17 protein-coding genes are annotated in these 20,989 nt (G+C 67.9%); 15 read left to right on the top strand and 2 right to left on the bottom strand.

All coding sequences use genetic code 11. The features are described 5' to 3' along the window. Window positions 1–5: 5 nt before the first annotated feature. On the bottom strand, window positions 6–1,382 hold the full coding sequence (locus AAG895_RS16605) for a pitrilysin family protein (protein ID WP_345793091.1): 1,377 nt from the start codon (window positions 1,380–1,382) through the stop codon (window positions 6–8). A gap of 164 nt (window positions 1,383–1,546) precedes the next feature. On the opposite strand from AAG895_RS16605, the gene ftsY reads away from it, so the two are divergent. The 7 genes from ftsY to AAG895_RS16570 all read left to right on the top strand — a co-directional run bounded on the left by ftsY (window position 1,547) and on the right by AAG895_RS16570 (window position 10,742). Beyond that, entirely contained in the window at window positions 1,547–2,878 is a 1,332-nt protein-coding gene (gene ftsY / locus AAG895_RS16600; RefSeq protein WP_345793090.1) for a signal recognition particle-docking protein FtsY, read from the top strand. After that, on the top strand, window positions 2,875–3,570 hold the full coding sequence (locus tag AAG895_RS16595; protein ID WP_345793089.1) for an ATP-binding cassette domain-containing protein: 696 nt from the start codon (window positions 2,875–2,877) through the stop codon (window positions 3,568–3,570). The genes ftsY and AAG895_RS16595 overlap by 4 nt, the downstream gene beginning before the upstream one ends. Continuing rightward, window positions 3,567–4,463 carry a permease-like cell division protein FtsX gene (gene ftsX / locus AAG895_RS16590; protein WP_345793088.1) on the top strand — a complete coding sequence of 299 codons (897 nt, stop codon included), beginning with the start codon at window positions 3,567–3,569 and terminating at the stop codon, window positions 4,461–4,463. The genes AAG895_RS16595 and ftsX overlap by 4 nt, the downstream gene beginning before the upstream one ends. A gap of 239 nt (window positions 4,464–4,702) precedes the next feature. Beyond that, window positions 4,703–5,266 carry an alkyl hydroperoxide reductase subunit C gene (gene ahpC, locus AAG895_RS16585; RefSeq protein ID WP_345793087.1) on the top strand — a complete coding sequence of 188 codons (564 nt, stop codon included), beginning with the start codon at window positions 4,703–4,705 and terminating at the stop codon, window positions 5,264–5,266. Between the two features lie 128 nt (window positions 5,267–5,394). Next, window positions 5,395–6,951 carry an alkyl hydroperoxide reductase subunit F gene (gene ahpF, locus AAG895_RS16580; protein ID WP_345793086.1) on the top strand — a complete coding sequence of 519 codons (1,557 nt, stop codon included), beginning with the start codon at window positions 5,395–5,397 and terminating at the stop codon, window positions 6,949–6,951. Window positions 6,952–7,017: 66 nt separating this feature from the next. Continuing rightward, window positions 7,018–8,913, top strand: coding sequence for an ABC transporter ATP-binding protein (locus tag AAG895_RS16575; RefSeq protein WP_345793085.1), 1,896 nt, complete (start codon window positions 7,018–7,020; stop codon window positions 8,911–8,913). Between the two features lie 47 nt (window positions 8,914–8,960). Continuing rightward, window positions 8,961–10,742: a diguanylate cyclase gene (locus tag AAG895_RS16570; protein WP_345793084.1), complete on the top strand. Its 1,782-nt coding sequence runs from the start codon at window positions 8,961–8,963 to the stop codon at window positions 10,740–10,742. Between the two features lie 69 nt (window positions 10,743–10,811). Here AAG895_RS16570 and AAG895_RS16565 read toward each other — a convergent pair whose 3' ends face one another. Then, window positions 10,812–12,011 (bottom strand): CaiB/BaiF CoA-transferase family protein, encoded by a 1,200-nt coding sequence (locus AAG895_RS16565; RefSeq protein ID WP_345793083.1) that lies wholly within the window; start codon window positions 12,009–12,011, stop codon window positions 10,812–10,814. Between the two features lie 124 nt (window positions 12,012–12,135). Between AAG895_RS16565 and AAG895_RS16560 the strand changes: the two genes are divergently transcribed. The 8 genes from AAG895_RS16560 to cas4 all read left to right on the top strand — a co-directional run bounded on the left by AAG895_RS16560 (window position 12,136) and on the right by cas4 (window position 20,988). Continuing rightward, window positions 12,136–12,744 carry a DUF938 domain-containing protein gene (locus AAG895_RS16560; protein WP_345793082.1) on the top strand — a complete coding sequence of 203 codons (609 nt, stop codon included), beginning with the start codon at window positions 12,136–12,138 and terminating at the stop codon, window positions 12,742–12,744. Between the two features lie 93 nt (window positions 12,745–12,837). Continuing rightward, window positions 12,838–13,272: a hemerythrin family protein gene (locus AAG895_RS16555; protein ID WP_345793081.1), complete on the top strand. Its 435-nt coding sequence runs from the start codon at window positions 12,838–12,840 to the stop codon at window positions 13,270–13,272. Window positions 13,273–13,281: 9 nt separating this feature from the next. Next, window positions 13,282–14,196, top strand: a complete 915-nt coding sequence (locus tag AAG895_RS16550; protein WP_345793080.1) for a cation transporter — start codon at window positions 13,282–13,284, stop codon at window positions 14,194–14,196. 136 nt (window positions 14,197–14,332) lie between these two features. After that, window positions 14,333–16,591 carry a CRISPR-associated endonuclease Cas3'' gene (locus AAG895_RS16545; RefSeq protein ID WP_345793079.1) on the top strand — a complete coding sequence of 753 codons (2,259 nt, stop codon included), beginning with the start codon at window positions 14,333–14,335 and terminating at the stop codon, window positions 16,589–16,591. Between the two features lie 343 nt (window positions 16,592–16,934). Beyond that, window positions 16,935–17,609, top strand: a complete 675-nt coding sequence (gene cas5c, locus AAG895_RS16540; protein ID WP_345793078.1) for a type I-C CRISPR-associated protein Cas5c — start codon at window positions 16,935–16,937, stop codon at window positions 17,607–17,609. After that, window positions 17,606–19,441, top strand: coding sequence for a type I-C CRISPR-associated protein Cas8c/Csd1 (gene cas8c, locus AAG895_RS16535; RefSeq protein ID WP_345793077.1), 1,836 nt, complete (start codon window positions 17,606–17,608; stop codon window positions 19,439–19,441). Before cas5c ends, cas8c begins: the two co-directional genes overlap by 4 nt. Continuing rightward, window positions 19,438–20,319: a type I-C CRISPR-associated protein Cas7/Csd2 gene (gene cas7c / locus AAG895_RS16530; protein WP_345793076.1), complete on the top strand. Its 882-nt coding sequence runs from the start codon at window positions 19,438–19,440 to the stop codon at window positions 20,317–20,319. The genes cas8c and cas7c overlap by 4 nt, the downstream gene beginning before the upstream one ends. 33 nt (window positions 20,320–20,352) lie before the next feature. Then, window positions 20,353–20,988 (top strand): CRISPR-associated protein Cas4, encoded by a 636-nt coding sequence (cas4, locus tag AAG895_RS16525; RefSeq protein ID WP_345793075.1) that lies wholly within the window; start codon window positions 20,353–20,355, stop codon window positions 20,986–20,988. The last annotated feature ends 1 nt before the right edge of the window (window position 20,989 follow it).

Genomic DNA, 20,989 nt, shown 5'->3' with positions numbered 1-20,989 from the left:
GGTTCTCAGTGACGCGGGGCGGCGAAGGGCGAGCGCGGGCGCGCTGTCTTCAGGGCTTGCGGTTCGAGGCGGGCGCTGCTGAGGGTGTCGTCGTCGAAGTAACGCCGCGCCACCGCCTGCACGTCTTCCGCGGTCACCGCGCGCAGGCCTTCGAGCAGCGCATCCTCGTCGCGCCAGGACAGGCCGGCCGACTCGAGGTAGCCGATCTCCATCGCCTGCCCCATCAGCGAGTCGCGCTTGTACACCCGGCTGGCGATCGCCTGCGTCTTGACGCGGGCGAGCTCCTCCGCGCTGATGCCCTCGTCGCGGATGCGCTGGATCTCGCCGCGCAGGGCAGCCTGCAGGGCCTCGGTGCCGGTGCCGGCGGCGGGCACCCCGAACAGGTAGAACAGGGCCGGGCCGCGGTTGGCCGTGTCGTAGCTCGCGCCCACGCTGACCGCGAGCGGGTTGTCCCGCACGAGGTGGCGGGTGAGGCGTGCCCCGTCGTAGCCGTCGAGCACGGCCGCCAGCACCTGCAGCGCGTAGGCCTCGCGATCCCCTGCGGGATCACGCAAGGCGGGGACCTGCCAGGCCATGGCCAGGTAGGGCAGCTCGGCCGGCGCCTTCACCACCGCGCTGCGCGGTCCGCGCTGCGCGGGTTCGGTGGAAATGCGGCGCGCCGGCAGTGGGCGAGCCTCGAGCTTGCCGTAGTGCTGCTCGGCATCGCGGAACACCTCGCGGTGATCCACGTCGCCGACGACGACCAGCCAGGCGTTGTTCGGCGCGTACCAGCGCTCGTACCACGCGCGCGCGTCCGCGGGCTGCATCGCCTGGAGGTCGGTCATCCAGCCGATCACCGGGCGGCGGTAGGGATGGGCCTGGAAGGCGGTCGCCATCAGCTGCTCGAACACCAGCGCGCGCGGCTGATCGTCGGTGCGCAGGCGGCGCTCCTCCTTGACGACCTCGAGTTCGCGGCGGAACTCGTCGTCGGTGAGCACCAGGTTGTTCATGCGGTCGGCCTCGAGCGCCATCATCTCCGTCAGATGGGCCGGCGGCACCTGCTGGAAGTAGGCGGTGTAGTCCTTGCCGGTGAAGGCGTTGTCGCGCCCGCCCACCGCGGCCACGCGCTTGTTGAACTCGCCCGGACCGACCTCGCGCGTGCCCTTGAACATCATGTGCTCGAGCACGTGGGCCACACCCGAGACGCCATCGGGCTCGTCCATGCCGCCGGCGCGGTACCACACCATGTGCACCACCGAGGGCGCGCGGCGATCCTCCTTGACGATCAGCTTCATGCCGTTGGCGAGCGTGGTCTCGAACGGGTTGGCGAGTGCGGGCTGGAGCAGCGCGGTGGCGAGGGCGGCGCCCACGAGCGCGCTGCGGGCAAGGCTTCGACGAAACATGGAGTTGTCCTGCATCTGTTAGAATCCGCGGCACTCCGCGTGTGCCCGCTGCGCGCTGCGCAGCCCGGCCGGGGAGCCGCATCTTAGCGTGATCGGCGATGCGCGCCCATGCTTGCCGGGTGCCGCCCGCCGATGCAAAACGACCCCTCTGACCCGAGCGTTTCATGTTTGGTTTCCTGAAGAAGAAGTTCGGCAAGCCTGGCGACGAGCCCAGGCCGGCCGAGCAGCCCGACGGGGCGCAAGACGTCCCCGTGGCGGACGTCGCTGACGCCGCAGCCGGCCCTGGGGCGGAGCAGCGCACCGCAGCCGCGAGTCCAGTCGATGAGGCGCCGGGCGCAGCGGGGCCCGGTCCTGTCGAGGCGCCGGTGGCTCCGGCCGCTGCCGAGCCGGCGGTGCCCGTGGTCGAATCCGAGCCTGCGCCCCAACTCGGACCCGAGGCCGCGCCGCAAGCCGAACCGGAAGTCGAGCCGGAAGTCGAGCCGGAAGCCGAACCGCCTGCGGCGCCGACGCTCGCCGAGCCCGAGGTCGCTCCCGCGCCGGCGGCGAAGAAGTCCTGGACCGAGCGCCTCAAGGCCGGCCTCGCCCGTACCCGCCAGCAGCTCGGTGGCGGGCTGGCCAGCCTGTTCGGCCTGCGCAAGATCGACGAGGACCTGCTCGAGGAACTCGAGTCCACGCTGCTGATGGCCGACTGCGGCGTCGATGCCACCCAGCACCTGATCGACGATCTGCGCCGGCGCTGGAAGCGCGACCACCTCGAGACCGCCGACCAGCTGCAGAAGGCGCTCGCCGACGGCCTCAACGAGATCATCGCCCCGCTCGAGGCGCCGCTGCAGGTCGAGGGCCACCAGCCCTTCATCATCATGATTGCGGGCGTCAACGGCTCGGGTAAGACGACCTCGATCGGCAAGCTCGCCAAATACTTCCAGGCCCAGGGCAAGAGCGTGCTGCTGGCTGCAGGCGACACCTTCCGCGCCGCGGCGCGCGAGCAGCTCATGACCTGGGGCGAGCGCAACAACGTCACCGTGGTCGCGCAGGACAGCGGCGACGCCGCGGCGGTGATCTTCGACGCGATCAACGCCGCGCGTGCGCGCAAGATCGACGTCGTGCTCGCCGACACCGCCGGCCGCCTGCCGACCCAGCTCCACCTGATGGAGGAGATCGCCAAGGTGCGTCGGGTGATCGCCAAGGCCGACCCGAGCGGGCCGCACGAGGTTCTGCTCGTGCTCGATGCCAACATCGGCCAGAACGCGCTCGCCCAGGTCAAGGCCTTCGACAAGGCGATCGGCGTCACCGGCCTGGTGGTCACCAAGCTCGACGGCACCGCCAAGGGCGGCGTGCTGGCGGCGATCGCGCGCCAGTCTCCGAAGCCGCTGCGCTTCATCGGCGTCGGCGAGGGCATCGACGACCTGCAGCCGTTCAAGGCGCGCGAGTTCGTCGATGCGCTGTTCGAGCCCGGCGCCGGCGCGGTCAAGCACGGAGCGGGCGGACGCGCATGATCGTCTTCGAGGACGTGGCCAAACGCTATGCGGGTGGCTACACGGCGCTGGCGGGCGTCAGCTTCGAGATCCGCCATGGCGAGCTCGTCGTGCTCTCCGGTCACTCCGGAGCCGGCAAGAGCACGCTGTTCAAGCTCATTCCGGTGATCGAGCGCCCCAGCGCCGGGCGCGTGCTGATCAACGGCCAGGACGTCTCGCACCTGCCCAAGACGGCGATTCCCTACCTGCGCCGCAACCTCGGACTGGTGCTGCAGGAGAGCCGGCTGCTGTTCGATCGCAACGTCCACGACAACGTGATGCTGCCGCTGGTGATCACCGGCCATCCGGTGGGCGACGCCGCCAAGCGGGTGGCGGCAGCGCTCGAGCGCGTGGGGCTTGCGGGGCGCGGCAAGGAGAGGCCGGCCGGGCTCTCCGGCGGCGAGCAGCAGCGCGTGGCGATCGCGCGTGCGATCGTGAATCGGCCGTCGATCCTGATCGCCGACGAGCCCACCGCCCACCTCGACCCCGCCTACGCCGCCGACATCGCGGCGCTGTTCCGCTCCTTCAATGACGCGGGCGTCACCGTGCTGGTGTCCACGCACGATGCCAGCCTGTTCGCCGCCAGCCGGCCGCGTCGGCTGGTACTGGCGAAGGGCCAGCTGGTCGAGGACTCGCGCCCGGGCGGACGCCCGGCGATGGAGGCGGCGGCGTGATCAACTGGCTCTATCTGCATGTGCGCGCCATTGGCCAGGCCTTGCACAGGCTCGTCGCGCAGCCCCTCGGTACGCTGCTGTCGGCGCTGGTGGTCGGGATCGCGCTGTCGCTGCCCGGTGGCGGTTACCTGCTGCTCGACAACGTCGCCTCGCTCGCGCGCGGTGTGTCGGGCACGCCCGAGATCAGCATCTTCCTCGACATGGATGCCGGCGCAGCCGAGTTGGCGGCGATCGAGCAGCGCATCAAGGCGATGCCCGAGCTTGCCAGCTACCGCTTCGTGCCGCGCGACGAGGGCCTGCGCCAGCTGGAGGCCGCGGGCCTGGGCGACGTGCTCGGCGGACTCAAGGCCAACCCCTTGCCGGACGCCTTCGTTCTTGCCCCGCGCGACGAGGATCCGGCGCTGTTCGAGCGGCTCTCCGCCGAGATGCGCGGCTGGCCCAAGGTGGCGCACGTGCAGCTCGATTCGGCCTGGGTCAAGCGCCTGCACGCGCTGCTCGGCCTCGGGCGCTCGGCGGTGCTGATGCTCGCGGGCCTGCTCGGCTTCGCGCTCGTCATCGTCACCTTCAACACCATCCGCCTGCAGATTCTCACCCAGCGTCAGGAGATCGCGGTGAGCCGGCTGCTGGGTGCCACCGATCCCTTCATCCGCCGGCCGTTCTACTGGTTCGGCGGCCTGCAGGGCGCGCTCGGCGGCCTGGTGGCGCTCGGTACGATCGCGCTCGGCGTGCGCGCGCTCGCCGGGCCGGTCGCTGCGCTTGCCGAAACCTACGGCGCGGTGTTCGCGCTCAGCGGCCCCGACCTGCGAGCGAGCCTCGTGATCGTCGCCTTCGCCGCCTTCCTCGGCTGGCTGGGCGCGGCGATCTCGGTGCGCCGCCATCTCGCCGGGACTTGAATTCGGCGCGTTCGTCCTCATTAATGTAAGTCGTCGCGTGCTCGCGAGCGGGGCCGCTCGCCCGGCGGCTCGTTCGCCTCCGGCGCGCGCGACGGGCGCTTGTTCCCGAAGCTTCATTAATAGGGAAAAACAATCGAGAGAATCTCGATTATCAATTAGAGCAATTCAGGACCAGGGTCTAGAATTTGACCCATCGAGTTCCAACGCACCGCTCACCAAACCCTACTGGAGGACTACAGATGTCGCTGATCAACACCCAGGTTCAACCGTTCAAAGCCCAGGCCTTCAAGAACGGCAAGTTCATCGAAGTGACCGACGCCGACCTGAAGGGCAAGTGGTCCGTGCTGATCTTCATGCCGGCCGCCTTCACCTTCAACTGCCCGACCGAGATCGAGGACGCGGCCGAGCACTACGCCGAGTTCCAGAAGGCCGGCGCCGAGGTGTACATCGTCACCACCGACACCCACTTCTCGCACAAGGTCTGGCACGAGACCTCGCCGGCCGTCGGCAAGGCCCAGTTCGCGCTCGTCGGTGACCCGACCCACGCCCTGTCCAACGCCTTCGACGTGCATATCGCCGAAGAAGGCCTGGCCCTGCGTGGCACCTTCATCATCAACCCGGAAGGCGTCATCAAGACGATGGAAGTGCACGACAACGCCATCGCCCGTGACGTGACCGAGACCGTTCGCAAGCTCAAGGCCGCGCAGTACGTCGCCTCGCACCCGAACGAAGTGTGCCCGGCGAAGTGGAAGGAAGGCGAAGCCACGCTGGCACCGTCGATCGACCTGGTCGGCAAGATCTAAGTCGTCGCTGCATCCGCCCGGGCCTACCCGGCCCGGGCTGCACGCCACGCAGCCGGCCCCGTGCCGGCTGTGTCGTATCAGGACCGCCGAAAACCGCGGCGGTCGCCTATCGCAAGGGAGTAACCGTCATGCTGGACGCCAACATCAAGACCCAACTGAAAGCCTATCTGGAGCGGGTGACGCAGCCGATCGAGATCGTGGCGTCGCTGGACGATGGTCCCAAGTCGCAGGAAATGCGCGCGCTGCTTCACGATGTCGCCGAGCAGTCCGCACTGATCACCCTGAGCGAGGACGGCAGCGATGCGCGCAAACCCTCGTTCTCAGTCGGCCCGAAGGGCGGCGAGGCCCGCGTCCGCTTCGCCGGCCTGCCGATGGGTCATGAATTCACCTCGCTGATCCTCGCCCTGCTGCAGGCGGGCGGCTATCCGCCCAAGGTCGAGGCCGAGGTCATCGAGCAGATCAAGGGCCTCGACGTCGAGCTCAACTTCGAGACCTACATCTCGTTGTCCTGCCACAACTGCCCGGACGTGGTGCAGGCGCTCAACCTGATGGCGGTGCTCAACCCGAAGATCCGCCACGCCATGATCGACGGCGCGCTGTTCCAGAAAGAGGTCGAGGCGCGCCAGATCATGGCGGTGCCCACGGTGTACCTGAACGGCGAAGAGTTCGACCAGGGCCGCCTCGAGCTCGGCCAGATCCTCGCCAAGGTCGACTCCGGCGCGGCTGCGCGCGACGCCAGGAAGCTGTCGGAGAAGTCGGCCTTCGACGTGCTCGTCGTCGGCGGCGGCCCCGCCGGCGCCGCGGCGGCGATCTACGCCGCACGCAAGGGTATCCGCACCGGCGTGGTGGCCGAGCGCTTCGGCGGCCAGGTCATGGACACGCTGGCGATCGAGAACTTCATCTCGGTGAAATACACCGAGGGTCCCAAGCTCGTCGCCGCGCTCGAGGAGCACGTCAAGGAGTACGAGGTCGACGTCATGAACCTGCAGCGCGTGGCCGCGCTGGTCCCGGGCGAGAACCTGCACGAAGTGAAGATGGAGAACGGTGCCAGCCTCAAGGCGAGGACCGTGATCGTCGCCACCGGCGCGCGCTGGCGCGAGATGAACGTGCCCGGCGAGAAGGAGTTCCGCGGCAAGGGCGTGGCCTACTGCCCGCACTGCGACGGCCCGCTGTTCAAGGGCAAGCGCGTGGCGGTGATCGGTGGTGGCAACTCCGGCGTCGAGGCCGCGATCGATCTTGCGGGCGTGGTCGCCCATGTCACGCTCCTCGAGTTCGCCGACGACCTGCGTGCCGACGCGGTGCTGCAGAAGAAGCTCTACAGCCTGCCCAACGTCAAGGTCATCAAGAGCGCGCAGACCACCGAGGTCACCGGCACCGACAAGGTGAATGGCCTGGTGTACAAGGACCGAGCGTCGGGTACGGAGCACCGACTCGAGCTCGAGGGCATCTTCGTGCAGATCGGCCTGCTGCCCAACACCGACTTCCTCAAGGGTACGGTCGAGCTGTCGCGCTTCGGCGAGATCATTGTCGATGCCAAGGGCCACACCTCGGTGCCGGGCGTGTTCGCTGCCGGCGACTGCACCACGGTGCCGTACAAGCAGATCATCATCGCCATGGGCGAAGGCTCCAAGGCCGCCCTGTCGGCCTTCGACCACCTGATCCGCAGCAGCGCGCCAGCGATGTAAGCCTGCGCCAGGCCGCAAGACGGCCCCGCCCGTGCGGGGCGCGCGCAAGCATTCTGGAGGTTTTTCGTGCCGTTCAGCTGGTTCGAGCGCCGTATCGATCCATACCCCGAAGCCGCCCCCGGCACCGCGCCGCGCGGCTTCTTCGCCTTCCTGTGGGCGGGCACCGAGGGTATGCGGCCCTTCATCCTCGGCATGATGCTGCTCACCGCGAGCATCGGCGCCTTCGAGGCCCTGCTGTTCGCGATGCTCGGCAAGGTGGTGGATTGGCTCGCCGCGGTGGAGCCTTCGCGCCTGTGGTCGGACGAGGGCGGCACCTTGCTGCTGCTCGCGGCCATCATCGTCGGCAGCATCGCGCTGGTGGCGGTGCAGACCATGCTCAAGCACCAGAGCCTGGCGGGCAACTTCCCGATGCGGCTGCGCTGGAACTTCCACCGCCTGATGCTCGGGCAGAGCATGAGCTTCTACCAGGACGAGTTCGCCGGCCGGGTGTCGGCCAAGGTCATGCAGACCGCGCTCGCGGTGCGCGACACCTGCCTGATCATGACCGACATCCTGGTCTTCGTGACGATCTACTTCGTCACCCTGACCGTGGTGGTGGCGAGCTTCGACGCCTGGTTCCTCGCCCCCTTCCTCGGCTGGCTGGCGCTCTATGTGGTCGTGCTGCGCTGGTTCGTGCCGCGCCTGTCCAAGGTCTCGCGCGCGCAGGCCGACGCGCGTGCGCTGATGACCGGGCGCATCACCGACGCCTACACCAACATCGCCACCGTCAAGCTGTTCTCCCACGCCGGCCGCGAGGCCGCCTACGCGCGCGGCGCGATGCAGGAGTTCATGGGCACCGTGCATGCGCAGATGCGGCTGGTGAGCGGGATCGAGATCGTCGTGCACAGCCTGTCGATGGGCCTGATCCTCGCCACCAGCGGGGTGGCACTGTGGCTGTGGAGCCAGGGCGAGGTCGGCGTCGGCGCGGTGGCGGCGGCGACCGCGATGGCGCTGCGCCTCAATGGCATGTCGCACTGGGTGATGTGGGAGATGGCCTCGCTGTTCGAGAACGTCGGCACCGTGCAGGACGGCATCAACACCTTGTCGCGCCCGCACGCGGTGGTCGACCGTGCGGACGCCAAGCCGCTGGTCGTGAGCCGCGGCGAGGTCCGCTTCGAGCACCTCGGCTTCGCCTACGGCGCCACCGGCCCGCAGGCGCGGCGGGTGATCGACGACTTCACGCTGACCATCCGCGCGGGCGAGAAGATCGGCGTGGTCGGGCGCTCGGGCGCGGGCAAATCGACCCTGGTGAACCTGCTGCTGCGTTTCTACGACCTCGAGCAGGGCCGCATCCTGATCGACGGCCAGGACATTGCCGGCGTCACCCAGAACAGCCTGCGCGCGCAGATCGGCATGGTCACCCAGGACACCTCGCTGCTGCACCGCTCGGTGCGCGACAACATCCTTTACGGCCGCCCCGACGCCACCGACGCCGACATGATCGCCGCCGCGAAAAGGGCAGAAGCGCACGAGTTCATCCTCGGCCTCACCGACCCCAAGGGGCGGCGCGGCTACGACGCCCACGTCGGCGAGCGCGGCGTCAAGCTCTCCGGCGGGCAGCGCCAGCGCATCGCGATCGCGCGCGTGATGTTGAAGGACGCGCCCATCCTGCTGCTCGACGAGGCCACCAGCGCGCTCGACTCCGAGGTCGAGGCCGCCATCCAGCAGAGCCTCTACCGCCTCATGGAGGGCAAGACCGTGGTGGCGATCGCGCACCGCCTGTCGACGATCGCGGCGATGGACCGCCTGGTGGTGATGGACCGCGGCCGCATCGTCGAGGAGGGTGACCACCATGGCCTGCTCGCCCGCGGCGGCTTGTACGCCCGCCTGTGGGCGCACCAGAGCGGTGGCTTCCTGGGTGCCGAGGCCGACGACGAGCCGCTCCGCGACGCCGACGAGGAGGCCGTGGTCCAGCCGGGCTGATGCACGCCCCGCCGCCCAGGTCGATGCAGGGGGATTAGAATACGCTGATGAACCGGGAGCCCAGTACCCGCGGCGCATCGCGCCTCGCAGACGACGTTGCCCACGCGCGCAGCGTGGTGCTCGTCTATCTGTGCAGCGCGCTGCTCTTCGGCGCGCTGCTCATGCTCGAGTTGCGGTGGGTCGACCAGAGCATCGCCGCGGTGGCGCGTGAGCGCGGCGCGGCCTTGTTCTCGCTGATCGAGACCACGCGCGAGTGGAACGCCCGTCACGGCGGCGTCTATGTCGCGCAGACCGACCAGGTGCCGCCCAATCCCTACCTGAGCCACCCGGCGCGCGACCTCGAGACCGCCGACGGTCGCCGCCTGACCATGATCAATCCGGCCTACATGACGCGGCAGATCGCCGAGCTGGCCGCAGCCGTGGAGGGCATCCGGCTGCACATCACCAGCCTCGATCCGATCCGCCCCGACAACCGTCCGGACCCCTGGGAGGCCGAGGCGCTGCAGCGCTTCGAGCAAGGCGAGGCGGAGGTGCTCGCGCTGACGTCCGAAGAGGGTGAGCCGGTTCATCGCTACATGGCGCCGCTCTTCGTGGTGCAGGCCTGCCTGCAGTGCCATGGCGCGCAGGGCTATGCGGTCGGTGACATCCGCGGCGGCATCTCGGTGACGATGCCCGCGCGCGCGCTGACGGCGCTGCGCGACAGCCAGCGCGAGCGCGCTGCGCTCCTGCATCTGGGCGCCTTCGTGCTCGCCGCCGGCCTCATCCATGGCCTGCTGGCGGTGAATCGGCGGCGCGTGCGCGAGGTGAAAGGCATCAACGCCGAGCAGGAGCGCGTGATCCAGCGCCGCACCGGCGAACTCGCCGCGCTCAACCGCGATCTTGCCGCCGAGGCCGCCAAGCAGCGCGAGAGCACGCGCCAGCTTGCGGCGAGCGAGGCGCGCTACCGCGCCATCTTCGAGCACACCGCCGAGGGCATCATGGTGCTCGATGCCGAGGTGCGCATTGCCCAGGTCAATCCCGCGTTCTGTGCGATCACCGGTTATGCCGTGGACGAGGTCGTCGGCCGCAGCCCGTCGATAATGGCGTCCGGGCGTCACGACGAGGCCTTCTTCGCCGACATGCGCGCCCAGCTGGCGCGCGAAGGCAGCTGGCAGGGCGAGATCTGGAACCGGCGCAAGAGCGGCGACCTGTACGTGCAGTGGATGTCGGTCACCCGCATCGGCGAGCCGGATCATCCCGAGGGCTACGTGAGCACGCTCACCGACATCACCCTGCGCAAGCAGGCGGAGGAGCGCATCCGCTTTCGCGCCGACCACGACGCCCTCACCGGACTGCCGAACCGCGACCTGTTCGCCGACCGTCTGAACTCGACGCTCGCCGGCGCCATCCGCCACGGACACCGCTTCGCGCTGCTCGCGGTCGACCTCGACCACTTCAAGGCGGTCAACGATCGCATGGGGCACCTCGCCGGCGATGCGCTGCTGGTGGAGGCGGCCGTCCGGCTGCAGGCCTGTGTACGCGAATCCGACACCGTGGCCCGGCTCGGGGGGGACGAGTTCGCCGTCCTCCTCACCGAGCTCGCCGGGGCGGCCGACGCCGAGGAGGTTGCGGCGCGGATCTGCGACCTGCTCGCCCGCCCCTTTGCGCTGGCGGAGGGCGAGGCCCGCGTCAGCGCCTCGATCGGCATCGCCTTCGGCCCCGCGCCGGGCGCCGACCTGGAGACGCTGCGGCGCTGGGCCGACCGCGCCCTCTACGCCGCCAAGGCCGAGGGGCGCGGACGCTTCCGGGTCTACGACGCCGGCCTGGGGGGCGAGGCGGCGAGGGTCTGAGCCGGCGTCAGCTTTGCGCGGCGGGCGTCGAGGCTGCTGCAGGGGCCTGGCCAGACCCGGGCGGCGCCTTCAGATCGCGCCCTCGGCGCGCAGGGCGGCAATGCGGGCGTCGTCGTAGCCGAGGCTGCGCAGCACGGCGTCGGTGTGCTCACCCAGGGCCGGACCGATCCACTCGCTGCCGCCCGGGGTGGCCGACAGCCTGGGCACCACGCCCGGCATGCGGCAGTCGCGCCCGTCGGGCAGCTTCACGCTGTGCAGCATCTCGCGGGCGAGGAATTGCGGGTCGGCGAACATGTCGGCGACCGAGTAGATGCGCGAGGCCGGCACCTCGGCGGCGGCCAGCGTGGCCAGCACCGCGGCCTCGTCGTGCTGCGCCACCCAGGCGTCGATCAGCGCGTAGAGCTCGTCGCGGCGCGCATCGCGGCCGGCGTTGTCGGCGAGCGTCGGGTCCTCGGCGAGATCGTCGCGGCCCATCGCCTTCGCCAGCCTGCGGAAGATCGCGTCGCCGTTGGCGCCGATGGTGATGTGGCGGCCGTCGCGGGTGGTATGGGTGTTGGACGGCGTGATGCCGGGCATGATGTTGCCGGTGCGCTCGCGCACGAAGCCGAAGACGTCGAACTCGGGCACCAGCGACTCCATCATCGCGAACACCGCCTCGTACAGCGCCACGTCCACCACCTGGCCCGCGCCGCCGTTCACCTCCTTGTGGCGCAGCGCCATCAGCGCGCCGAGCGCGCCCCACAGCGCCGCGATCGAGTCGCCGATCGAGATCCCGGTCTTTACCGGCGGCCGGTCGGGGAAGCCGGTCACGTAACGCAGTCCGCCCATCGACTCGCCGATCGCCCCGAAGCCCGGCTGCTGCGCCATCGGCCCGCTCTGGCCGAAGCCCGACAGGCGCACCATGACCAGGCCGGGGTTGATCGCCGACAGCGCCTCCCAGCCCAGGCCGAGCTTGTCGAGCACGCCGGGGCGGAAGTTCTCCACCACGATGTCGGCCTCGGCCACCAGCCGGCGCACCAGCTCGACGCCCACCGGGTGCTTGAGGTTCGCCGTCACCGACTTCTTGTTGCGCGCCTGCAGGTACCACCACAGCGAGGTGCCCTCGTAGAGCTTGCGCCACTTGCGCAGCGGATCGCCGCCGTCGGGCGACTCGATCTTGATCACCTCGGCGCCGAACTCGGCGAGGATGCGGGCGGCGAAGGGGCCGGCGATGAGGGTGCCGAGCTCGATCACCTTGAGGCCGGCGAGGGGTTTGGTGGGTGTGGTCATGGCGGGGGCGGGGCGGTGAACAGGGTGCGTCATTATCTCAGCCTTGGCGCCTGTGTCCGTGCATCTGTCAGCTGAGGCCAGGCAGGCGATAATCGGGGCCTGCCTTTCTTGCTCCCTGCACCTGATGCCGACCCTCGACCGCCGCCAGTTCTCGCCCTCCGCCGCGCGCAACCGCGACCCCATCCTCGCCGTGCTGCAGCGCGTGCTGCCCGACGCGGGCCTGGTGCTGGAACTCGGCAGCGGCACCGGCGAGCATGCGGTGCATTTCGCCCGTCACCTCCCGGCGCTGCGCTGGCAGCCGAGCGATGCCGACCCCGCGGCGATGCCTTCGATCACCGACTGGGTGGCCTACGGCGCGCTGACCAACGTGCTGTCCCCGCTGTGCTTCGATCTTGCGGCCAGCCCCTGGCCGGTCGCTGCGGCCGACGCGATCGTGGCGATCAACGTGCTGCACTACTCGCCCTGGGAGAGCACGCCCGCGCTGTTTGCCGGTGCGGCGGCGGTCCTGCCCGCAGGCGGCGTGGTCTATTGCTATGGCCCTTACCGTCGCGCGGGCGTCCACACCGCGCCGAGCAACGCCGACTTCGACGCCTGGCTGCGCAGCGTCGATCCGCGCTTCGCCGTGCGCGACCTGGAGGCGGTCGAGGTCGAGGCGCAGCGCTGCGGCTTGCGCCTCGATGAGGTGATCGACATGCCGGCGAACAACTTCAGCCTGGTCTTCCGCCGCGGCTGAGAACGCCGCGCAGGCGGCGCCCGTCCGGGGGCCGCCTGCGCGACAATACGGCCGGGCGCGCGTCCGCGCCCTTACCAGGACATCGAGATCGACATGCCCATTTTCTGGCGACCACAGTTCCGCATCGGCCACGACGACATCGACGCCGACCACCGCTACCTGATCCTGCTGATCAATACCGTCGAGCTGGTGCTGCGCTTCCCGGACGACCCGCGCAACGTCGAGCTGGCGCTGACCGAGCTGCGGCGCTACGCCGAATACCATTTCGAGCGCGAGGAGCGCATCCAGATCGCCTGCGGCTACATCCACCTCGACCAGCACAAGCGCGAACATCGCCAGCTGCTTGCCGAGATCGACGTCCTCGCGCAGCGCATCCACGCCACGCTCGCGGATCCTGACGGCGGGTTGGAAGGCATCAAGGCGCAGAGCGGCGAGATCACCGCCTTCCTGCGCAAGTGGCTGGTGGATCACGTGATGAAGGCGGACATGCAGCTCGTGCCGCTGTTCCGCAAGCCGGTCGCACGCTAGGAAAGGCACGTGAACGACACGCCTGGAATGGACGCCGACGGCCGCGCTGCAGGCGGCTGCTGCGGCCAGTGCGGCGGTGCGGCAGCGAGCGCAGGGCCTGCCGCGCATACCGGCCCCGCCGTGGCGCGCGTGCGCAGCGTGTTCCGCATTCCGGGCATGGACTGCCCGTCCGAGGAGCAGATGATCCGCATGCGCCTGGCCGATGCGCCGGTGGCGGCGCTCGCTTTCGATCTCGCCGGTCGGCGGCTGACGGTGGATCACGACGACGACCCGCAGGCGATCCTCGCCCGCCTCGTCCCGCTGGGCTACGGCGCCGAGCTGGCCGAGTCGCGTGCGCTCGCTGCCGGCGAGGCGCAGGCCGGCGCGCCGGCCGACGAAGCGGCCGAGGCACGGGTGCTGTGGACGCTGCTGGCGATCAACGCGTTGATGTTCGTCGTCGAGCTCGGCGCCGGTATGTGGGCGCGCTCGGCGGGGCTGATCGCCGACGCCATGGACATGTTCGCCGACGCCGCGGTGTATGGCGTCGCGCTCTATGCGGTGGGGCGGGCGGCGCGCCACAAGCTCGCCGCGGCGCGGCTGGCGGGCGTGCTGCAGCTGGTGCTGGCGCTCGGCGCGCTCGCCGAGGTGGTGCGCCGCATCGTCACCGGCGCGATGCCCGAGCCTGTCGGCATGATGGGCATCGCGCTGCTCGCGCTCGCCGCCAACGTCGCCTGCCTGGTGCTGATCGCCCGCCATCGCGAAGGCGGTGTGCACATGAAGGCGAGCTACATCTTCTCGGCCAACGACGTCATCGCCAACCTCGGGGTAATCGGCGCCGGCGCGCTGGTGGCCTGGCTCGGGACGCCGTGGCCGGACCGGGTCATCGGGCTGCTGATCGGGGCGGTGGTGCTGGCGGGCGCGGTGCGCATCCTGCGGTTGAAGTGAAGGTCGTTGCTGGCAAAGGCCAGTGAGTCTTCAGACATGACAGGTGCTTTGATTGGTTGCAGCCTCTCAAAATCATTCATGCGAGGGTACTATCTGATCTTCATCTTTCCCGGGGCCTTCGAGGCCGCAACGATAAATGGCGTTCTACGCTCATTCCACTCAACGTTCGGACAGATCCGACTGGCAGGCGCTCGCTGAGCATTTGAAGAACGTCGGGGACATAGCCAGCGACAAAGCGGCGATCTTCGGTGCGCGCGGAATGGCCGAGGTCGCGGGACTGCTCCATGATCTCGGCAAATATTCCGACGATTTCCAGCGTCGAATAGCAGGTGACGCCATTCGGGTGGACCACGCGACGCGTGGTGCAATGCTGGCCGTTGAACGCTACAAACACATCGGCATGCTGCTCGCCTATGGCATCGCCGGTCATCATGCTGGCTTGGCAAACGGCAGCGAGGGGAGCGAGCGAATTGCACTTTGCGACCGGCTGAGGGGTGTCGGACTGCCACCGTTGAAGGATGATTGGCAACGCGAGATCGCTCTGCCTGAGCACATAACTCCACCCAAGCTCGTTCCGCAGAACGGGCGCGGCATGTTCCAGTTCGCATTCTTCGCACGTATGTTGTTCTCGTGCCTGGTGGATGCGGATTATCTCGACACCGAGTCGTTTTACGATCGTGTTGCGCCTCCGGGCCAGCCCAACGACCGCAGCGCATCGCGTGGGCTGGCGTCGCCGTCCCTGGAGTCGCTGCGCGAGCGCCTCGATACCTATCTTTCCGGCTTCGACGCCGATTCGCATGTCAATCGCGTCCGGGCGGAAGTCCTTGCTCATACGCGCAAGGCCGCGGCACATGCGCCCGGCCTGTTTTCGCTCACGGTGCCTACCGGCGGCGGAAAGACGCTGGCCTCACTTGCCTTCGCACTCGATCATGCGATTGGGCACGGGCTTCGGCGGGTGATCTTCGTGATCCCCTTCACCAGCATCGTCGAGCAGAACGCCGCGGTGTTCCGCACTGCGCTCGGCGATCTTGGGGAGGCTGCGGTGCTGGAGCACCACAGCGCTTTCGTTGCCGCCCAACTCCCCCGGTCGGACGTTGAGCGTTACCAGGCCAAGGAAAAGCTGCGGCTCGCGATGGAGAACTGGGATGCGCCCATCATCGTCACCACCGCCGTGCAGTTCTTCGAGAGCCTGTTCGCTGCACGGCCGTCACAGTGCCGCAAGCTGCATAACATCGCGGGTAGCGTGGTCATCCTCGACGAAGCGCAGACCTTGCCGCTGAAGTTGCTGCGGCCCGCCGTCGCAGCCATCGATGAGCTGGCCCGTAACTACCGCAGCAGCATTGTCCTGTGCACCGCCACCCAGCCAGCCTTGAACGCACCGGAGTTTCGCGGTGGGTTCGCTAAGGATCAAGTGCGCGAACTCGCTCCGAACCCGCCCGAACTCTTCCGCAGGTTGGACCGGGTGCGGGTGCGACATGTCGGTACGCTCGATGACGATGAGCTCGCGGTCCAACTCCGCGCACTCGACCAGGTGCTGTGCATCGTCAATAACCGCCGCCACGCCCGTGCGGTGTATCAAGCGCTCGCCGACCTGCCTGGCGCGCGCCACCTGACCACGCTGATGTGCGCCAAACACCGCAGTCTGGTGTTGGCCGAGGTTCGGGTGCGCCTCAAGGCCGGCGAGCCTTGCCGGCTGGTTTCGACGTCGCTGATCGAAGCCGGTGTCGATATCTCCCTGCCCGCTGTCTATCGCGCAGAGGCGGGCCTGGACTCCGTCGCCCAAGCCGCGGGGCGCTGCAACCGCAACGGCGAACGGCCTGCCGACCAGAGCGAGGTGCGTGTGTTCGCAACCGCCCACGGCGACTGGGCGCCTCCGCCGGAACTTCGCCAGTTCGCCCAGGCTGCACAGGAGGTCATGCGCCAGCCGCAGTTCCGTGACGATCCGCTGTCTCCGGCGGCGATCGAGGCTTACTTCCGCCTGCTCTACTGGCAGAAGGGCGACAAGGAGCTGGATGCGGCGGATCTGCTCGGCTTGTGCGCGGAGAGCCGAATCGATTCCCTGCCGCTGGAAACGCTGGCAGCCAAGTTCCGCATGATCGACACGGTGCAGATGCCGGTGATCGTGCCCTTCGACGACCACGCGCGCCGCGACATCGAAAGCCTGCGCTTTGCGGAAAAGAGCGGTGGTCTCGCGCGCAAGCTGCAGCCCTACCTCGTGCAATTGCCGCGCAATGGCTTCGATGCGCTGCGCAAGTCGGGTGCTATCCAGCCGGTCGCGCCGGCCAGGTGGGGGGAGCAGTTCATGGAACTGGTGAACATGGACATCTACAGCCGCGAGTTCGGCATCTGGTGGGAGGACCCCACGTTCATGGAGTCGGCAAATACGATCATCTAGCAACAGGGGATGGTTCAAGCAGAAATGCGCTCTACTAGAAAAACTCTTTGGAACTAGAATTATTGGTGACGGGAAACTACGATGCAACGGCACAACATCGGAGTTGTCGCCATGGAACGAGAGTCCGAGATTGCCGCAGACGTTGAGATCGACCTCACGCTCAAGGTCAGGGCTCAATGGCGTCCTGCCCTGTTGTTGTGGTGTGTCGTCAGCGTGCTTGGCTCCGTCTTGCTTGCTTGGCTGGGCCGATGACGTGGGTTGAAACCAAAGTGTCTTGCTAGTAGCTGTTAAGGGGAATGGCGTCCTGGGTAATCCCGGGACGCCAACTTCGGAGGGTTATTGGATGACTTACGGAATCCGCCTGCACGTATGGGGCGAGCGGGCCTGCTTCACGCGGCCGGAAATGAAGGTGGAGCGGGTGAGCTACGACGTCATAACGCCGTCGGCCGCGCGCGGCATCCTGGAAGCAGTTCACTGGAAACCAGCGATCCGCTGGGTCGTGGATCGCATCCACGTGCTCAAGCCGATCCGCTTCGAGTCCATCCGCCGCAACGAGGTCGGCGGCAAACTGTCGCCGGCCAGTGTCAGCAAGGCGATGAAGGCCGGCTCCACCGCCGGGTTGGTGGCGTATGTCGATGAGGATCGCCAGCAGCGTGCCGCGACGGTGCTGCGCGATGTGGCCTATGTGATCGAGGCCCACTTCGAGCTCACCGACAAAGCCGGGCCGGACGATTCGGTGGGCAAGCATCTGGACATCTTCAACCGCCGCGCCCGCAAGGGGCAGCACTTCCACGCACCCTGCCTGGGCGTGCGCGAGTTTCCCGCCCACTTTGCCCTGATCGAGGACGGGCAACCGCTACCCGACGGGCATCCCGCACGCGATGCGGACAAGGACCTGGGCTGGATGCTGCACGATATCGATTTCGCCCGGGATATGACGCCGCGCTTCTTTCGCGCACAGTTGAAAGCAGGCGTCATCGAGGTACCGCCGTGGCAGGGCGCGGAGGTCAAGTCATGATCCTGCAGGCGTTGAACCGCTATTACGAGCGGCTGATCGAGCAACGGGCCGAGGATGTCGCCCCGGCAGGTTGCAGTCCAGAGAAGATCAGCTTCGAGATCCTGCTGACGCCGGATGGCGAAGTGGCGCAGGTCAACGACATTCGAGACAGCACCGGTAAGAAGCCCCTGCCGCGCATGCTAAACGTGCCGCAGGCCGAAAAGCGCACGGTCGGCATCAAGTCCAACTTTCTGTGGGACAAGACGAGTTACGTGCTTGGTGTGAGCAACACCAGCAAGCGCGCCGACAAGGAGCACGAGGCCTTCGTCGAGCTGCACGAGACCGCGCTCGCCAGTGCGGACGACCCCGGACTCAACGCCTTGCTCCGCTTCCTGCGCGGTTGGTCACCGGCGCAGTTCGAGGCGCGCGGTTTCCCGCCCGACATGGTCGACGCCAATCTCGTGTTTCGCCTGGACGGCGAGCACTGCTATCTGCACGACCGGCCGGCCGCGCGAGCAGTGCGTGCCAAGCTCCTCGCGGGCGACGAGGGGCAGGACGCGGCGGCAGGCGGGGCGGTCTGCCTGGTCAGCGGGGAGGTCGCACCGGTGGCCCGGCTGCATCCTGCGATCAAGGGTGTGAACGGGGCGCAGAGTTCGGGCGCGTCCATCGTCTCCTTCAACCTCGACGCCTTCACGTCTTATGCCAAGAGCCAGGGCGACAACGCGCCGGTATCCGAGCCGGCGGCCTTCGCCTATACCACGGCGCTGAACTATCTGCTGCGCCGGGGCGAACACAACCGCCAGCGCCTGCAGGTGGGCGACGCGTCGGTGGTGTTCTGGGCCGAAGCGCCCGATGCGAAGCAGGCGAGCGCGGCCGAGGATCTCTTTGCCGCCCTGCTCAGCCCGCCTGCCGATGATGCATCGGAGGCGGCGCGGGTGCGCGCGGTGCTGGAGCGCATTGCGAAGGGCCGCCCGGTGGCGGACCTCGCCCCCAATCTCGAACCCGGCACCCGCATGTATGTGTTGGGTCTCGCACCCAATGCCTCGCGCCTGTCGGTGCGCTTCTGGCAGGTCGATACGCTGGGGGTGCTCGCCCGCCGTATCGCCCAGCATGCGGAAGACCTGTCGCTGGCGCCGCTGCCGTGGCGCACCGAGCCATCCGTGTATCGGCTGGTGCTGGCGACGGTGCCGCACCGCGAGGGCGCCAAACCCAAGGCCGACGACGCGATCAACATCGTCATCGGCGAGACGATGCGCGCGATTCTCAGCGGCGGGCCGTATCCACGCAGTCTGCTGGCCAACACCATCATGCGGTTTCGGGCGGACGGAGACATCTCCGGCCTGCGCGTGGCCTTGTGCAAAGGCGTTCTGGCGCGCGAACGGCGCCGGGACATTCGTACATCCGAGGAGGAGATCCCCGTGAGTCTCGACAAGCAATCCACCCAGTCCGGCTACCTGCTCGGGCGGCTGTTCGCAGTGCTCGAACACGTGCAGCGCGCTGCCCTGGGCAGCCAGATCAACGCCACGATTCGCGACCGCTACTACGGTGCGGCATCGGCCACGCCGGCCTCGATCTTTCCGATGCTGTTGCGCAACACCCAGAACCACCTCGGAAAGCTGCGCAAGGAGCGTAAGGGCCAGGCTGTGAATCTGGAGAGGGACATCAGCGAGATCTTCGGCGGCTTGCCAGACCAGTTCCCGCGCAGCCTCAAGATCGAAGACCAGGGCCGCTTCGCCATCGGCTACTACCACCAATCGCAGTCCTACTTCACGCGCCGCGACGCGGCTGATGGCGCGTACGCCGACGAATCCGCCGAATCTACCGACATCGAAACCGAAGGAGCCGACCAATGACCGCCATCGCCCACCGCTACGAGTTCGTTTATCTGTTCGACGTCACCAACGGCAACCCCAACGGCGACCCGGACGCCGGCAACTTGCCGCGGCTGGATCCGGAAACGAACTGCGGCTTGGTGACCGACGTTGCACTCAAGCGCAAGATCCGCAATTTCGTGATGCTGGACAAGGAAGGTGCGCCGGGCTTCGCGATCTACATGCAGGAGAAGGCGATACTCAACAACCAGCACAAGAAGGCCTACGACGCGCTGGATATCAAGCCCGAGGACAAGAAGCTGCCGAAGGACGAGGCCAAGGCCCGCGAGATCACGGTGTGGATGTGCACCAACTTCTTCGACGTGCGCACCTTTGGTGCGGTGATGACTACCGGTGTCAACGCTGGCCAGGTTCGCGGGCCGGTGCAACTCGCCTTCGCCACCTCGGTGGAGCCGGTCCTGCCGCTGGAAATCTCGATCACCCGCATGGCGGTCACCACCGAGAAGGAAGCCGAAGCACAGAGCGGTGACAACCGCACCATGGGCCGCAAGCACATCCTGCCTTACGGGCTGTATCGCGCCCACGGCTTCGTTTCCGCCAAGCTGGCCGAGCGCACTGGCTTTTCCGATGACGACCTGCAACTGCTTTGGAACGCGCTCATCAACATGTTCGAGCATGATCGCTCAGCGGCGCGCGGTGAGATGGCGGCGCGCAAGCTGATCGTCTTCGAGCACGAGACCGCCATGGGTAATGCCCCTGCGCATGTACTGTTCGACTCGGTCAAGGTGAAGCGTGCCGAGGGCACCGAAGACCGGCCGGCACGCAGCTTTGCGGACTATCGCGTCAGTGTCGACGCGGAGGCCATGCCTAAGGGCGTGAGCGTCCGCGAACTGCTGTAAGCAGGCGCGGTGGCCGAGCGAGGAATGGGGCCCATGGACGAGTCCGACGACCTCATTCCTCTTTCCGCTCTCCAGCACTATCTCTACTGTCCGCGCCAGTGCGCGCTGATCCATGTCGAGCGCCTGTGGGCCGAAAACCGGCAGACGGCGGAGGGGCGTTTACTGCACGACCGTGCCGACACCCCTCAGATCGAGCGTCGCCATGGCGTGCGCACGATCACCGCGATGCCATTGTCTAGCGCAGAGCTTGGTATTGCCGGAGTTGCGGACGTCGTGGAGTTCAGGGCAGATGAGGCGGGTGAGCATCCGTTCCCGGTCGAGTACAAGCGCGGCCGCCCGAAAGGTCATCGCGCCGACGAGGTACAGCTATGCGCACAGGCGCTTTGCCTGGAGGCGATGTTCGGATGCAATGTGGAAGAGGGTGCTTTGTTTTACGGCCAGACTCGCCGCCGGCAGGCGGTGGCGTTCGACAACGACCTGCGTCGGCTGACCCTGGAAACGATACAGGCCGTACGCGGGATGATCCGCGCAGGTCAAACGCCGACCGCGAGCTACCAGGCCAAACGCTGCGATGCCTGCTCGCTCATTGATCTCTGCCAGCCGAAGTTGCTTGGCAAGGGGCGGGACGTCGAAACGTGGTTGCGGGGACAGATTGCCGAGGAACCCTGAC

Origin of the sequence: Thauera sp. JM12B12 (assembly GCF_039614725.1) — a bacterium.
Classification (GTDB): Bacteria; Pseudomonadota; Gammaproteobacteria; order Burkholderiales; family Rhodocyclaceae; genus Thauera.
This window is presented reverse-complemented; position numbering and strand designations above follow the sequence as displayed.

Coding starts and splice junctions, on each gene's coding strand:
- cas5c (WP_345793078.1), top strand. CDS start 16,935: ATGACTTACGGAATCCGCCTGCACGTATGGGGCGAGCGGGCCTGCTTC.
- AAG895_RS16545 (WP_345793079.1), top strand. CDS start 14,333: ATGGCGTTCTACGCTCATTCCACTCAACGTTCGGACAGATCCGACTGG.
- ftsY (WP_345793090.1), top strand. CDS start 1,547: ATGTTTGGTTTCCTGAAGAAGAAGTTCGGCAAGCCTGGCGACGAGCCC.
- ahpC (WP_345793087.1), top strand. CDS start 4,703: ATGTCGCTGATCAACACCCAGGTTCAACCGTTCAAAGCCCAGGCCTTC.
- cas7c (WP_345793076.1), top strand. CDS start 19,438: ATGACCGCCATCGCCCACCGCTACGAGTTCGTTTATCTGTTCGACGTC.
- AAG895_RS16570 (WP_345793084.1), top strand. CDS start 8,961: ATGAACCGGGAGCCCAGTACCCGCGGCGCATCGCGCCTCGCAGACGAC.
- AAG895_RS16555 (WP_345793081.1), top strand. CDS start 12,838: ATGCCCATTTTCTGGCGACCACAGTTCCGCATCGGCCACGACGACATC.
- cas8c (WP_345793077.1), top strand. CDS start 17,606: ATGATCCTGCAGGCGTTGAACCGCTATTACGAGCGGCTGATCGAGCAA.
- AAG895_RS16605 (WP_345793091.1), bottom strand. CDS start 1,382: ATGTTTCGTCGAAGCCTTGCCCGCAGCGCGCTCGTGGGCGCCGCCCTC.
- ahpF (WP_345793086.1), top strand. CDS start 5,395: ATGCTGGACGCCAACATCAAGACCCAACTGAAAGCCTATCTGGAGCGG.
- cas4 (WP_345793075.1), top strand. CDS start 20,353: ATGGACGAGTCCGACGACCTCATTCCTCTTTCCGCTCTCCAGCACTAT.
- AAG895_RS16565 (WP_345793083.1), bottom strand. CDS start 12,011: ATGACCACACCCACCAAACCCCTCGCCGGCCTCAAGGTGATCGAGCTC.
- AAG895_RS16560 (WP_345793082.1), top strand. CDS start 12,136: ATGCCGACCCTCGACCGCCGCCAGTTCTCGCCCTCCGCCGCGCGCAAC.
- AAG895_RS16595 (WP_345793089.1), top strand. CDS start 2,875: ATGATCGTCTTCGAGGACGTGGCCAAACGCTATGCGGGTGGCTACACG.